Origin of the sequence: Vibrio sp. 10N.286.51.B11 (assembly GCF_041469245.1) — a bacterium.
GTDB classification, from domain to species: domain Bacteria; phylum Pseudomonadota; class Gammaproteobacteria; order Enterobacterales; family Vibrionaceae; genus Vibrio; species Vibrio crassostreae_C.
This window is the reverse complement of record NZ_JBFRKI010000030.1, coordinates 25,933-40,479: the sequence shown is the minus strand read 5'-3', so window position 1 is coordinate 40,479 and position 14,547 is coordinate 25,933. Positions and strand designations below refer to the sequence as shown.

Below are 14,547 nucleotides of genomic sequence, written 5' to 3'. Positions count from 1 at the left end.
ACCGAATTATTAGAACAAACTGAAATTTGGGCAAACTATGACATTGGATGTCTACTTTGACAAGTGCCTACCGTATCACTCAATAACTCAGCTTAGCTCTACCAGCTGCGAACTGGACCAGTATCAATGTGGATGAAGTTACTACGAGCGTAATAACCAACACCACCTGCTTGCAGACTTTTAGCTACGTCTCTCAGTTCCTTTAAATCAACACCATCGATACGAAAATCGATCGCTTTACCAAGCATGTGATAGCTCTTTTTAGCGACACCACTCGACTTAGAGCGCAACGCTTCGTTGGTTGCTGGAGAGCGGTAGCCAGAGATGATTTGAACTTCTTTTTGAATACCCAGTACATTTTGAATCTGAGTGATCTGATCAAACAGGTTCTTATCCATTGGATGAATCTCATTGCGGCGGAAGTCACGGCACAGTTTGCTAAGGCGTGCCATCTCGTCACCAACATAGTTAGTGCCATCGAAATAACAAGTCTCTAATCGTTCACCAGTGTGAAGATTGTTCATGCTAATCGTTCTTGGTTGATCCGGGTATGAAGCGAAAGCGATAGAAGGAGTAAGAGAGGCGACTACAGCAGTACCACCAGCGTAAGTCAGAAACTGACGGCGTGAAAATAAACTTTGAGACATACAGCAAAAAAACCAATTAGATCGAACGAAAAATGCACGATACATAATGGAATTTGCTGCGTCAACGTACAAAAACCGTGCAAAACGTTAGTATTTGTAACCTTTGCACGGTTAGTTATTGATACTCATTATAATTTTATCAATAGAAGCTTGGTTGTCATTTTTCAGTCAAGATCACCTTTCTTGACCATATTTCAATCAACCGCCCTCTTTATCATATTGGTAGATATCACCGCGGTATTGTATGCCTCCTTCTTCAAACAACACGGTTTGATAAATGATATGCACTGGAATTCGCTTCTTGAGACGAACCTTAGTATTGGGCGCAAGTTCATCATCCTGATTCGGCACTTTCTTTACCTTAGTCGCAAATAACAACTCCGCGAGTTCCTCGGCATGCTCAACACGAATACAACCAGAGCTATAGGCGCGGAAGTCATCGTTAAACAAGCTTTTACTTGGGGTGTCATGGAGATAGATGGCTCGCTTGTTGGGCGTATTGAACTTATACAAACCCAATGCGTTACTAGAGCCTGCTTGCTGGCGCATTCGATAAGGAAAAGAGTTAAAGTTAATCGTTTGCCAATCTATCTCGGTAGTATCGACAGTTTCCATCGAACGCCAACCATCGATCACTTGAAAATTGTGTGTTTCAAGATAACTCTCGTCGGCTTTTACTTTAGGCAAGATATCTTTAACCATGATTTTCCATGGCACGTTCCAAGTCGGATTTAAGATAACCGAATCAAGCTTTATCTCTAAGAGTGGTGTTTTTCTCGATTTTCTCCCAACCACAACTTTAGATTCAAAAACCTCTTCCCCATCTTCCCAATACTTCATATCAAAACTAGGTACATTCACCACAATCAGTGAGTCTCTATTTCTTGGCCATAAGCGGGCACGCTCGGCGTTCAATGCTAGGGAAGTAAGTCGATCATCAAAGCCCATATTGATCCATTTGATCGTGTCTGGCCCGATGATCCCATCATCCGTAAGACCGTGCATGCGTTGGAAAGATTTAATCGCCTTTTGCAGATCTCGATCGAACTTGGGAAAATCGACCGCGATCATCGAGGTATCAACACCAACCAAAGCAATGCGCTCAACAAGAACCGTCTTGTCTGAAAGCTCGTCACCCAAGCGCTTCAAACCTTTCTGTCTATATCGTTCAACATTGAGTTCAGAGGCGGTTTCTAACACCGAATAGGTTGCTTTGAATTGGTCAAAATCCCCAACAGGCGGCGCGTAAGACAACACCATCTCCAATAAGTAATCATTGGCAACGCTGCTTTTTAAGCTCATCAGAATATGCGGAGAAGGCGCAGGTAATTTGGAATGCAACTTGCCCGAGAAGTACCAATCTTTACCGGCAAGCGGCGCATTTTCAACGTAGCTCAGGTAGTAGATAAAAGTATCGGTAAGTAATATGTCCAACTCTTGCCATTGAGCATGGGATTGATAGTGACGGATTTGCTTGAGTTGTCGCTCGAAGAGTGGTGCCATTTGCGCTTGTTCAAGAAGCGACAATTGGAACTCAAACGCTTTAACCAGCTCAGGAGAATCCCAAAGGATAGGCAGAGAAGTGTCTTGATAGATACTCTGTGTGAGCTCTGGATATATAAGCATGAAAGAGAGTTCTGATTCCGCCGGAATGAAACGGCTCTCGTCAGAACTCGCATAGCTCCATGCATGCACGGAAACTAACACCAATAATCCACAGAAGTATTTTGCTAACATGCTTAACTCCGTCACCAGCAATTCCATAAGTATGGCAAAGAAACGGGAGTAAGCATGTTATTTTTTAAGGGATTTATGAATCAAATTGCACTCCAGTGATTATCCCACTGGACCGATGATTGCTGAGTTGATTTCTCATAAGGCTTGCGCTGGCTAACCACACTGCCCGCCCCAGAGCTTAATCGAAACTCACCATCAAGCAGCACAGCGCCAGAAGCATCAGATAATGCAGAGAGTTCTACTAACTCTTTGGTTTCTTTAGACCAAATACCGTAGCAGTTGCCTCTTGGCGAAGTCGCAATAATCCAATCATCTGACGCCGCAATACTGGCGATATAGTGATTGAACCTTGCCCATTGCTCTGGCTCTGCGTTCAGTGATTCAAACTTTCCGCCTTTAGTATGCATCGCCAATAGCGAAGGATACTCATCTGGTTCACCACGATATTGCTGGCCACAAAGCACGGATTCAGCACCATCATGGGCTAAGTGTCGAATGCTCAGCTTCTTATCCAACAATTCAACCTGATCAAGTAACACACCTTCAGGAGAAACATAACTCAAGCTCGGCTGCATCGAATCGAGGTTTTTCGGTGTTCTACCATCAGTATGAACGCCACCAACGCCGATCGCGAGATTACCATCCGGCATGATGATCACTTCATGAGGCCCAATACCAAAACCGCTGAACTCTTCGACCTTACGATAGCCTTGCGCGACATCGTAAACGCCAATCACACCTTGGCTGCTGTCCGTTTTCCCTTCAGTGGCATACAGTAACTTGCCATCTAATGAGTAAACGCCATGACCATAGAAGTGACGGTTGTTACCTTTCACGACCATTTTGATCTGCTGACCGTTTTTATAGTCAAACACCATAAAATAGTCACCAGGACGACGAGCAAAAACCACCGCATGCGATGAGGTTGGGCAAATCGCGACGCCATGGCCACGATTGGGGATGGGAAGTTGGCTCAGTGGCATGCCAAATTCGTCAGCCACAACTGCAGAATATTGACCACGACCATTAAGCGCACAGCCAATCAGTTGGGGATCGTTCGACGCACTCACCCCATCCTTTCGAGTCGCACACCCAAACGGAAGCAATGGAACAGCTGCACAACCCAGTGCAGCCTTGAGTAACGATCTTCGCGTATTATCAGTCACCATCGGTAGCATTAAATCCTATTACCACGCCAAGCTCTATCGCTACTTCTTCATGAATCAGGTACTTCAAACGTTCTAGTTTGTTGTATTGAGTCAGCACCTCTCGGTAGCCCTCTTTGCTCTGTAATAGAGTAAACAAGCTAGAGTCTGTAGGCCAAGTATCTAAGGTTAGCGTGAACTGGGCAGCTACACGATCGGCAAGGTCATTTAAGCCCTTTTCTCTCAATAAACCATCAAGACCATTACCATCTGCTAAGTACAATTTCTCTAGCGCCGCTACGTTCGATTTCAGCTGAGTCATTGAGGTTTGAGCGCGCCATGATTCCGAGAAGTAAGGACGCGGATGACCAATTTTCGCCATCGGGCGACTCAGTTTTTTCATGCTGTAATCAAGTTGATTGGTCAACAAAGCGATGTACTCCGATTCCCAACGCATCTCGTCCAGTGCTAACCACGGGTTAACCTGCCAAGCTTCAGCAATAGAGGCCGATTTCATCGCCAGGTTTTGTGCGATAGCTTGTGAAGATAGACAACCTGAAGCTTTGTCTTGAAGCAATGGAGATTGCTCGTCGTACAGAGACCACTCCAAGGCGCCAAGCCCTTGAACAGTCACACTCTGCTGTGCGATTTCATCTTGTGACCAAGCTTTATCTTGCTGAGTCAGTTGACGCATTTTTAGACCTGTGGTGTTCTTTTTGTCTGGCCAAAACTGAACATTCCAGCTCTGTTCCAATGCCGCTGTTGGGCCTCTTTCTTGTCCTTGTAGTGCCATCCAGCTGTTCATGGTGAGCTGCCACTGATTTTCCAACGCATCCAGCTCAATATTGTTGGTTTCACAGTAACCCTGCATCAAGACTTCCAGCTCACCGGCTTGCTTAGCGAATAGCACGGCTGAATCAAACTCTTGTTGATACACGCTACGGCTGATATGAGCAGTCGTGTCTGCTTGATAAGAGACACCGTTAACCTCAGATGAAGCCGTTTGCTCACCCGATGACTGGCAGCCTGCCATGATTAATACCAACAAGGGCATTAACAAAAATTTATGTGCCATGCTGTTACCTTACTTCCTAGTTTTTCTTTTAATTATATGAGTTCAATAAATATGAAACGACCGCTGGCCTCGTATCCCTACAAGTTCAGCGGTAGTCAGTCTTTTGTTAGCGGTTTTCTTAAGTAACTAAGCCGTTGGCTTAACTGAATTCAAGACAGCCTATAATGAGTCCAAAAACGCTAGTAGTGCTTCGCGTTCACTGCTACTCAAAGCTAATACTTTTTGTTTTGCCATTTCTGCTTCACCACCATGCCAAAGTACCGCTTCCATAACGTTTCTTGCGCGACCGTCATGAAGTAAGAACGTATGACCGTTCACTTCTTTGGTATAACCTAATCCCCAAAGTGGTGTGGTACGCCACTCTTGACCATTGGCAAGATACTCAGGGCGATTGTCCGCTAAGCCTTCACCCATGTCGTGTAGCAACATGTCGGTATATGGGCTAATTAACTGATTAGATAATGCAGGCAAGCCTTCACGCTCTGCCGTGCGAATTTCAGCTTGGTGACAGCTTTGACAACCAATAGCTTTAAACAGTTTTTTACCTTGAACAACCGCAGGCTTATCAACGTTGCGACGAATTGGAACCGCCAAATGCTGCGAATAGAACTCAACAAAATCTAGGATATTATCGCTGACTTCAGGTTCACCACCATTTGGAAAATCATCACAGGTTGATTGAGCTGATGTGCAGTTTTCGTTCGGGAACAAACTGCTTGTTAAGCCCAAATCGCCGTTAAATGCTGCTGCATTTTGTTGCATTAGGTTTGGCTGTCCGGCTTTCCAACCAAATCGACCCAACGCCATTTCGTTAGTTTGAACATCAAGAACATAATTGGCTTTGCCTGTTACGCCTTGGCTGTCCGCAGCTTGTTGCTTCGCGAAGCCAAGAATCGTTTCTTGTGGGATGCTCTCAAGCAGACCTAGGCCGATCATTGGCGGCGCCACTCGAGCTGAAAACTCGGTCTTAGGATGCATCTCGCCGAAAGCAAGTTCAGTAATATTTAAAGTGGGTTTACGCAGAGTAACGACGGTGCCGTCTTTGAATTCAACAGGAACATCCGTGTAGCTAATGTTCACTTTGCCCTCTGGTTTTACACCTTGAAGCGCAAAATCTTGTAGCTGACCGCCGTACGTCGGCTCTGGAATTCCACCATCTCGAATGAAGGCTTGTCGCTGCTCAGGCGTTTCAGCCGGAATGCTTAAACGAACCAACATGGATACTGCGTTCTCATCTCCTTCTTCTGGCGCGTGGCCACGACCATCTTTGATGTGGCAGTTTTGACAGCCGTTAGTATTAAATAGTGGTCCTAACCCATCACGAGCATCGGTTGATGACGGTGCAGGAACCCAAGGGTTTCTAAAGAAGCTATTACCTACGCTGAAATCCAAGCGCTTACTCATTGGTAGATTGGCTGCGGGAAGGGAAAAAGCGTTCGCTCCTTCTTTCTTCACGGTCGTTTTGCCGCCAGAGTAGGTTTCATGAGCGTGTAATGGAGATACGAAAAACAGTGCGGTTAATAGTGAGGCTGAGAGATACGACTTCATACATTGCCTTGCTGTGTTTTTGATTTTAGTTTTTATGTGGGTGTGGCTTTCTTGAGGATCAAACAATTAAGGGCTCAATCAGAGCCCTTACATTTGTGTCGGCTCGGGTTCTTAGAACTCGTGATCCGCTGTGTCTGGGTTTAGGCTATCAATGCCAATCACACCCGCAGCACGCTCAATAGCCGCTGTTTGAGACACTAGCGCAACAATTGTTTTGTTTACTAGTGCATTACCCGCAGCGTTGTCAGCAGCGATTAGCTGATCGAAGTGCTGGTTGTTTTTCTCTGCAGACGTTACTAATTCGCCTACTTGTGCACGTGCTAGGTCAAACTGCTTTTGAATCTCTTTCGCAGCTTGCTCATCTTTTTGCTCTACTAGGTCGAACAGGCTTGGGCCGGAAAGCAGAGTACCGTCTTCACGCTTGTATAGACCCGTGTAAACGTTGTAGATGCCTTGCTCGTTGTAGTAGTGAGAGTTGTGCGTGTTATCAGAGAAACAATCGTGCTCATCTTCAGTAGAGTTAGCTTCTAAAGCCACCTTCATACGCTCACCCGCTAGCTCACCTAGAGACAGTGAACCCATGCCAAACAGCATTTTACGAAGACCATTCTCGCTAGATTCTGAAAGAAGCTCTTGACGGTAGTTGCCTTTCTCGCCTTCAGCCCACTGCTTTTCCATCCATTCTAGGTCTTGGATAAGTAGCTCAGCAGATGCTTTTAGGTATGCGCCACGACGGTCACAGTTGCCGTTAGTACACTCAGCGCCAACAACGAAATCAGTGTAAGCACGCTCACCTGCACCGCTGTTTGTACCGTTTAAATCTTGGCCCCAAAGTAGGAATTCAATTGCGTGGTAGCCAGACGCTACGTTCGCTTCAGAACCACCGATCTCGTTCAAGTCTGCGATTAGCTCAGGGGTGATGTTGGTTGCATCAACGGTAGTCTGACCAATTTGGAAAGTCTTGTTAGCCACGATGTTTGCGCTAGCGCCTTCGTTACCAAGTTCATATTGGTAATCAGTCGAAACATAATCAATCAGGCCTTCATCTAGTGGCCATGCGTTCAGTTGGCCTTCCCAATCATCAACAACAGCGTTGCCGAAGCGGAAAACTTCTGACTGTTGGTATGGTACGCGAGACTCAAGCCAAGCTTGTTTTACTTGTTCGAAGTTGCCAGCAGAAGGAGAAGCTAAGAAGGTATCAATAGAAGAGTTCAACGCTTTTGCTGTAATTACTGAATCTGCAAACACTGCATGCGCAATATCTGCGTAATGTTCTACAACTTGATCTTGAGTTACTGCTGCGAAAGAAGAAGCAGAGGCAAAAATGAGTGACGAAGTTACGGCTTTTGTCACTAAAGATTTAATGGTCATGAAGCATCCTTGTTGAGCTTTAAATTATTATTCGTAGTAATAGTGCAAACCATTATCATTTGCACTACGGATTGAAATAATACAAACTTACAATTTTATTGCAAGATAAATACAAAAAAACCTCACATATGTGAGGTCTTTAAACATTTTTATGTTAAGCGTAACAAAGAGGCTAATCAGATATCCAGATTATGCTTACCGTGTGAGACTTTTGCCTTCAGGTAGCTTTCATTACCCGATTTGATATGAGCAGAGGTATTCACCACTTCTTCAATCTCAATACCAAAAGATTTTAGCTCATTGATCTTCTTAGGGTTGTTGGTGACTAAGCGGATTTTTGTAGTACCTAAGGCGCGTAGCATTTCAGCAGCTTCAGTAAAATCGCGTAGGTCATCGCCAAAACCTAGGTGGTTGTTGGCTTCATAGGTGTTCATGCCTTCGCTTTGCAGGCGGTATGCATCGATTTTATTGTATAAACCAATACCACGACCTTCTTGGCGTAAGTAAAGAATCACTCCACCCGTCTCACCCATAATTCTAATGGTTTCGTCTAGCTGCTCACCACAGTCACAGCGAGAGGAATGGAAAACATCACCAGTCAGGCACTCAGAGTGCATACGCACAAGAGGTATGTCTTGTGTCTTGTCTGCTGATTTAAATATCACAGCAACATGCTCTTTATCTGTTTTCAATCCATGAAAAGACAGAAGTTCAGCATCAATACTGCTTGTTACCCCTACTTTGAAATCTATTCTGGCACGCACTTCCGCCATAGCTATACTCACTTGAAAATTCGATGTATTTAACAACACTACATTATATGTCTAGGCAATATTTTGTAGCTAACTATCTAATGATAGACACTATGAGGCTGTTAACAATTTTTTTCAAGGTCGACCTCGTACAAATTGTTATAATATAACAATTATTTTTCACATAAGAAAAAACCCCACATTGGGATGACCAACATGGGGTTATAAATTAATCAGTTGCGGCTAAGACTACGATTTTTTACAGAACGATCAACTTACTTGAGTTTGCTTCCAGATGACAAGCTGAACCCAAGCGTTCTCTAATTCGGTTAACTCTTCTTGAGTAAGCGTAGAAATGCTCGACTTTGCACTGTATTTTTCTGCCCATTTATCAGATCGGACATGAGTATGGAACTCTTTCTTTAAATTTGAGATTACGTTATCCACAGATACATCCTTATATAGCAGTGCTTAGCCTTTATAATCGGTCAATGTTACAAAATACAGGTCAATTGGTAAACAGTAATACACAATTTTTATGAGCTCTTCCTAACACTTTTTACTGATAAATATATAAATAAGAGAAATAATAGGCTCGGTAGCAACCAAAGTAATAGATTTGAAACCTTCATCGCCGGCTTATAAAGTACAAATTCACCAAATCTTTCCGTCATATATCGAGTAATCTCATTATTACTCTTCCCTGCTTTCACCATATTGAACACAACAAGGCGTAAGTCTTTTGCTATTGGTGAGTTGGATTCAATCAGATTTTGGTTTTGACATTGTGGGCAGCGTAACGTTTTCGCCAAGCTAATAGCACGTTGCTGTTGTTCTGGGTTTTCAAACTCAAACAGTTCAACTTGAATACTCGTCTCTGTATTACTGGCAGTAAACAGATCTTCAGCCATGGTTGAAAGGCTAATCACTAAAAGAGCTGACAGCATAAACAAGGTTTGTATTAGAGACTTCATCATCCATTCACACCATCAAAATACATCGCAAGCTCATCTTTCCATACCATTTCATTAATCACGCCCAATAGCTTTTTAATGATCTGGCCATTGGCATCAACCAAATACGTTTCAGGTGTGCCGATTACGCCCAACTCTAACGCTAACTTGCCTTGAGGGTCACTGATCACGGTTAAGTACGGGTTGCCATCGTTCGATAACACGTTAATCGCAGCCCCAGAGTTATCTCGATAATTGAGCCCAACGATGGGAATGCCTTTATCGTGAAGTTGAAGCAAAAATGAATGTTCGGTTTTACATATCCCGCACCAAGATGCCCATACATTAACCAGTTGATAAGGGTGCTGCGTGACATCAGTAAGCGTAACTTTCTGCTGACCACTGACGCCTTCACTATTCACTAACGCACTCGATGTAAATTCTGGAAATGCCCTTTGTTGTTCAGACACCATGGTCGATTGCTGCTTATTATCAAGCGCAAAGACAAATCCCAGCACCACAATCAATGCTAAGGCAATTAGAGTAATTAGCTTGTTACGAACGCTGTTATGCATACTGTGACGCCTTAACGGTTTTCTTTTTACGATGAGTCAATGAGAGCAAAGCGCCGATAATGGAGAACAGCCCACCAAACCAGATCCAGCGCGCATACGCCTTATACTGAACACGAAATGCGTAAGCGGTGGAATCGACTTTCTCGCCCATGGTGATATAAACATCACCATGCCAGAACCATTTCATTGCGGGCTCACTCATGTTCATAACTCGAACTTGGTAGTGTCTTCTTTCCGGCGAAATAGGAAAGCACTGCTCGCCAGACTCTAGGCTGAGTATCGCTTTTTCTGCAGTAAAGTTTGAAGCGACATACAACTCCGTATCACGATGAGAAAGCGTCCAATCCATGAATTCGACTTCTACACCCGGGCTTAACTTATAGCTGCGCTCAAACGAGTGGTAGCTATTCATCGCGGCACCTACCGCTAACACTGAAACCCCAACATGGGCAAAGGTCATCACCCAGACTTTGCGTTGGAACTTGGAACTGCGTGTTACCACCAAGCCATACACATGAGTGAGTAAAACCCAAAATGCGAGTGACCATGTCATCAGAGCCATCACTTGAATCTTCTCTACTTGCAAAACGTAACAGGCGAACCCGAGACCAATAGATGCTAGAGCGATCAACGTAATAACGCCTTTCGATGCTTGAGGCTTAATACTCAGCAATGGGGCAAGGCCGACGACAGCCAACGCAAGCAAAGCCAAAGGTGCAATCAAGAGGTTAAAGTAAGGCGCACCGACCGAGATATTTCCCAGTCCAAGCAGTTCAAATATCATGGGATAAAACGTGCCGAACACAACCACGATTGTGGCCAATACAAAGATGAGTACCGCAACTAAGCTCAAAAAGCTTTTGCTGGCGAAGCTGGTAATCGGGCTTGATTCAAAAGATTCCCCTCTGACGATAAGCAGAGAAAATGAACTCACCAGTACCAGAACTAATATAAGAAGCAGTGCGATACCTTTGGTTGGGTCGACGGCAAAAGCATGTACCGATGTGAGTACACCAGAACGAACAATGAAGGTGCCTAAGATACTCAAACAAAACGTAATGAAAGCGAGACTGAGAGACCATTTCAGTAACTGTTGTTTGCCCTTAGCAACGCCTAGGCTGTGCAGTAAAGCGGTCGAAGTAAGCCACGGCAACAAACTTGCATTTTCAACCGGATCCCAGAACCACCAGCCGCCCCAGCCCAACTCGTAATATGCCCACCAAGAACCAAGAATGATCCCCGCGGTTAAAAAGATCCAAGCGACTAAACACCAACTGCGACAATGGGCAACCCAATCAAACTCAATAGGATCAACCAGCAAAGCGGCAACTGCAAATGCCAACACCACAGAAAAGCCGACATAGCCAAGGTAAAGCAGTGGGGGGTGAAAAATCAGACCGACATCTTGCAGCATTGGGTTAAGGTCGCGCCCTTCTAGCTGTAATGTCGCGTTCATTTCAAATGGGTTTGATGCGAATAAGGTGAACCAAGCAAATATCGCGAGCAGTAGATTCATTACCCACAACACACGGCTTTGGTATTCATTTGAATAGTGTTTTTGTAAGGCGATAACGCCAGACCAGACGCTGATCGTCAGTACCCAAAATAACAAGGAACCTTCATGACCTGCCCATACGGCTGCGAGCTTAAAAAATGAGGGTAATTGAGTATTTGAATGTTCAGCGACATAGAGAATAGAGAAGTCATCACTGACAAAGGCATAGCCAAGCAACGCGAAAGAAGCGAGAGAAAACAACGCGCTTGAAAGAGAGAAACTGCGGATCAAACCTAGATTTTGCGTCCGTTTATTTAGCATTTGGTAAAACGAATGCACACCAATAATGCTGCTGAGTACAGCAACCAACACCAAACTAAACAGCCCCAAAGAACCGACCATATCACCTCAATAAGGCTCCGCTTGAGCAGAGCCGATCTGAACACGCATCTCATATTTGTTTAAAGCATGTTCATTAATAAGCAGATATTTAGTATCCAACATCTGCTCACTAATAAACTTGAGCAAGATTAAGCTATCGTTAACTGCCCTGCATAAAGAACAAAAGTTCGCAGCATTAATACGCCCATTAGGCTTAGTGAAGTCACCGAGAAAATATACACCGAGCTATGGCGGATCGAGGTTGGTGTAACGGCATTCAGCAACAATGGTAGAACCATGCCAACACCGATAACGCCATACCAGAACCAACTCGCCCAGAAACCACTGCCGATTGCGTTCCATACTGCCTGCTCACTTTGACCACCAGCAAATATCAACCCAGTGAAGAAAGTAACAAGGACAAACAGTTCAAACATAACAACAGGACGTTCGAAGCCGTGGATCCAAGAAATACTCGCACTATGCGGAGACTCCTTAAAGACCAACACACCAAATAAAATACATGCCGCCGCTCCCGAGGATAAACTCGAGAATAAGAACAATATCGGCAACACTGGGTTATTCAGCATTGGGAAGGTATTTAGCGCAGAGAGTAAGAAGCCAGTGTAAGCCGCAAGTAATAGCGCAAGCACAGCTAAGAATATTTCAAAAACATTCTCAAAAGATTCTAATTTGCCAATCCAGTTACTGACAAAATCGAGTCGCCCTTTTAACCATGCTTGATCACTCAAGAATACGGCAATCTGATTTCGGAATATAATGCCGATCCAAACAAATAGGATCACCATATACACTTGGAATAAGATCACACCCATCGACATCACTGACGTCGGATTATAAAAGATCATGATCTTCCAAAATGATAGTGGTTTCGTCAGGTGGAAAACCAAGATCAATAAACCTGAGATGATCCCGAATGGTGCTAGAAAAGCCGTTGCCTTTAATACACCATTATTCGCTGGATCGTCCTCAATCACCTTTCTCTTAAGGTAAATCGAGATCATCACTGCACCCGCTGACATACCCGCCAAAAACAGATAGATAGCAATGATCCAGTCCCAAACCACGGTACCTGATTGAAACGCTGTATCCCATGCACTCATAATCAAATCTCCCCTTTTTGGTGTGGCACTTTATAGAGTTTTGGCTGAGTACCTAGATAAGCCTTATCTCTGTAAACCACTTCAGATTTAAGTACCTGGTTTATCTCGCTCTTAGGGTCATTTAAGTCGCCAAATATCAGCGCATTGGTAGGGCAAGATTCAACACAAGCAGGTAATTTACCTTGCGCAAGATTGGTATCGCGGCAGAAGTTACATTTGTCGGCCGACTTATTCTTAGGATGGAAGAAGCGCACTTGATATGGACAAGCTAGCAGGCAATAACCACAGCCGACACACTTCTCTTTATGTACATCAACAATTCCTGTCTTCTCATCTTTATAGGCGGCGCCTGTTGGGCAAACCATCACACAAGGTGCATTATCACAATGTTGACAAGAGTTACGAGTGAAACGGTAATCAACATTTGGATATTCACCTTGAGGTTCGCTCTTTATGATTTCTAAGCGCGATACGCCTTCAGGCACTTTGTTTACTTCACGACACGCCTCAGTACAAGCAGTACAGCCAATACAAGCGGTTTCGTCATGAACCATTCCGTAACGCTTGGTGCCATCTTCCTGAACATTAGCCAGCGTTTTGCGGCTTGTAACCGCTGCAGTACCTGCAACACCAGTTGTGAAAATAACGGCACCCGCGCCAGCTAAAAAGTTTCTTCTTGAGCAGCTCATAGATTACTCCCCTTCTTTCTTCTGGTTGAAGTCTGAATGGCAATCCACACACAGCTTGATGGTTTGCTTTTTATCTAAGCCAAGCACCTTCGCTTCACTCGCATGCACATCGTGACAGTTTGAACACGTTAAGTTTTGTGCGTGTACGTCATGAGTCCAACTCGCTTCGCGCAGATCATCAGGCTTATGACAATCTATACATTGGCTGTTGGCATCTAGGATTAAGCTAGGATCGAGGAAAACCTTTTCGGTTCCGGGTTGTGATTGAGCCGCGCGATACTTCACCACCTCAGGTGCACCATCACGGTGATCGGGGCCAATAGAACTATGACAATCTGTGCAATTCACTTCACGGCCAAGCAAAGCGTGCGCACTCTCACCATGTGAACCAAATACCGTTTCTTTAGAATCTTTATGGCATTGGACACACTTGTAATCTTTGTCACGTATTAATTCGACTTCATGTCTTGTTGACTCTCCTACTGGCGTAACAGCAGGCTCTGCAACAGCATGAATGGAATAACCATAGAGGCAGAATGCTAGAAGGGATTTAAGCATTATGACTATGGCCAATTTAATATTGCCCATTTTATCCTTTCCTTATACCGGCATTATTTAACTCTCAACTAAATAATATTCCGGTTAAACAAAAGTACCCTTAAACGATATTATTACCGCTTAAATGATATCAATTCTTATTTTGGATAAGCCACAACGCTTTCTATATTTAGAATATACCCCTAATTAGGTAAAGCGAAATATACAAAGGGTAATATGTGAACACAATCACCCTATTTATAGTGAGGGCATGTCGGGTAATTGTTTGTTATATATGATAATAATTATCAATAAGACCAGTCTAACTTGATGTCCACATACCCCTTTAGGGTTATATAAACTTCAACGTGATTGAAGTCACTGTCATTAATTGATCTAAAACAAGCAAACATCCGACACGTAACAAAATGTGTTTATTTATGAATTAATATAAACAGCAATTCTCCAGTTCTTAATTTGAATAGCAAACTCACAACGCTTGGTATAAAAATCAGTAT

The 14,547-nt window shown here is 44.0% G+C and carries 14 protein-coding genes; all 14 read right to left on the bottom strand.

Annotation, left to right across the window (positions count from 1 at the left end):
- Nucleotides 1–98 precede the first annotated feature (98 nt).
- Nucleotides 99–647 (bottom strand): YcbK family protein, encoded by a 549-nt coding sequence (locus tag AB4154_RS15540; RefSeq protein WP_017060953.1) that lies wholly within the window; start codon nucleotides 645–647, stop codon nucleotides 99–101.
- Nucleotides 648–845: 198 nt separating this feature from the next.
- Nucleotides 846–2,384, bottom strand: coding sequence for a murein L,D-transpeptidase (locus AB4154_RS15535; protein ID WP_372123487.1), 1,539 nt, complete (start codon nucleotides 2,382–2,384; stop codon nucleotides 846–848).
- Between the two features lie 80 nt (nucleotides 2,385–2,464).
- Nucleotides 2,465–3,553, bottom strand: a complete 1,089-nt coding sequence (locus AB4154_RS15530; protein ID WP_372123485.1) for a DUF1513 domain-containing protein — start codon at nucleotides 3,551–3,553, stop codon at nucleotides 2,465–2,467.
- Nucleotides 3,543–4,604 carry an imelysin family protein gene (locus AB4154_RS15525; RefSeq protein ID WP_372123483.1) on the bottom strand — a complete coding sequence of 354 codons (1,062 nt, stop codon included), beginning with the start codon at nucleotides 4,602–4,604 and terminating at the stop codon, nucleotides 3,543–3,545. Before AB4154_RS15525 ends, AB4154_RS15530 begins: the two co-directional genes overlap by 11 nt.
- A gap of 159 nt (nucleotides 4,605–4,763) precedes the next feature.
- A complete protein-coding gene (locus AB4154_RS15520; protein WP_372123481.1) occupies nucleotides 4,764–6,152 on the bottom strand; it encodes a di-heme oxidoredictase family protein in 1,389 nt (462 codons plus the stop codon).
- 111 nt (nucleotides 6,153–6,263) lie between these two features.
- The gene (locus tag AB4154_RS15515; protein ID WP_017063566.1) at nucleotides 6,264–7,523 is read right to left on the bottom strand and encodes an imelysin family protein; all 1,260 of its coding nucleotides are present in this window, start codon (nucleotides 7,521–7,523) and stop codon (nucleotides 6,264–6,266) included.
- 176 nt (nucleotides 7,524–7,699) lie between these two features.
- The gene (gene ribA / locus AB4154_RS15510; protein ID WP_009848836.1) at nucleotides 7,700–8,296 is read right to left on the bottom strand and encodes a GTP cyclohydrolase II; all 597 of its coding nucleotides are present in this window, start codon (nucleotides 8,294–8,296) and stop codon (nucleotides 7,700–7,702) included.
- Between the two features lie 249 nt (nucleotides 8,297–8,545).
- On the bottom strand, nucleotides 8,546–8,722 hold the full coding sequence (locus AB4154_RS15505; RefSeq protein WP_017063565.1) for a hypothetical protein: 177 nt from the start codon (nucleotides 8,720–8,722) through the stop codon (nucleotides 8,546–8,548).
- Between the two features lie 89 nt (nucleotides 8,723–8,811).
- On the bottom strand, nucleotides 8,812–9,252 hold the full coding sequence (gene nrfF / locus AB4154_RS15500) for a heme lyase NrfEFG subunit NrfF (protein WP_017063564.1): 441 nt from the start codon (nucleotides 9,250–9,252) through the stop codon (nucleotides 8,812–8,814).
- On the bottom strand, nucleotides 9,249–9,803 hold the full coding sequence (locus AB4154_RS15495) for a DsbE family thiol:disulfide interchange protein (protein WP_102332079.1): 555 nt from the start codon (nucleotides 9,801–9,803) through the stop codon (nucleotides 9,249–9,251). Before AB4154_RS15495 ends, nrfF begins: the two co-directional genes overlap by 4 nt.
- Nucleotides 9,796–11,700 (bottom strand): heme lyase CcmF/NrfE family subunit, encoded by a 1,905-nt coding sequence (locus AB4154_RS15490; RefSeq protein WP_372123480.1) that lies wholly within the window; start codon nucleotides 11,698–11,700, stop codon nucleotides 9,796–9,798. The genes AB4154_RS15495 and AB4154_RS15490 overlap by 8 nt, the downstream gene beginning before the upstream one ends.
- 128 nt (nucleotides 11,701–11,828) lie before the next feature.
- Nucleotides 11,829–12,803 carry a cytochrome c nitrite reductase subunit NrfD gene (nrfD, locus tag AB4154_RS15485; protein WP_017069166.1) on the bottom strand — a complete coding sequence of 325 codons (975 nt, stop codon included), beginning with the start codon at nucleotides 12,801–12,803 and terminating at the stop codon, nucleotides 11,829–11,831.
- A 2-nt stretch (nucleotides 12,804–12,805) separates the two neighbouring features.
- Nucleotides 12,806–13,492 carry a cytochrome c nitrite reductase Fe-S protein gene (gene nrfC / locus AB4154_RS15480; protein ID WP_017060985.1) on the bottom strand — a complete coding sequence of 229 codons (687 nt, stop codon included), beginning with the start codon at nucleotides 13,490–13,492 and terminating at the stop codon, nucleotides 12,806–12,808.
- 3 nt (nucleotides 13,493–13,495) lie between these two features.
- Nucleotides 13,496–14,080 carry a cytochrome c nitrite reductase pentaheme subunit gene (gene nrfB / locus AB4154_RS15475; RefSeq protein ID WP_008222036.1) on the bottom strand — a complete coding sequence of 195 codons (585 nt, stop codon included), beginning with the start codon at nucleotides 14,078–14,080 and terminating at the stop codon, nucleotides 13,496–13,498.
- Nucleotides 14,081–14,547: the final 467 nt, after the last annotated feature.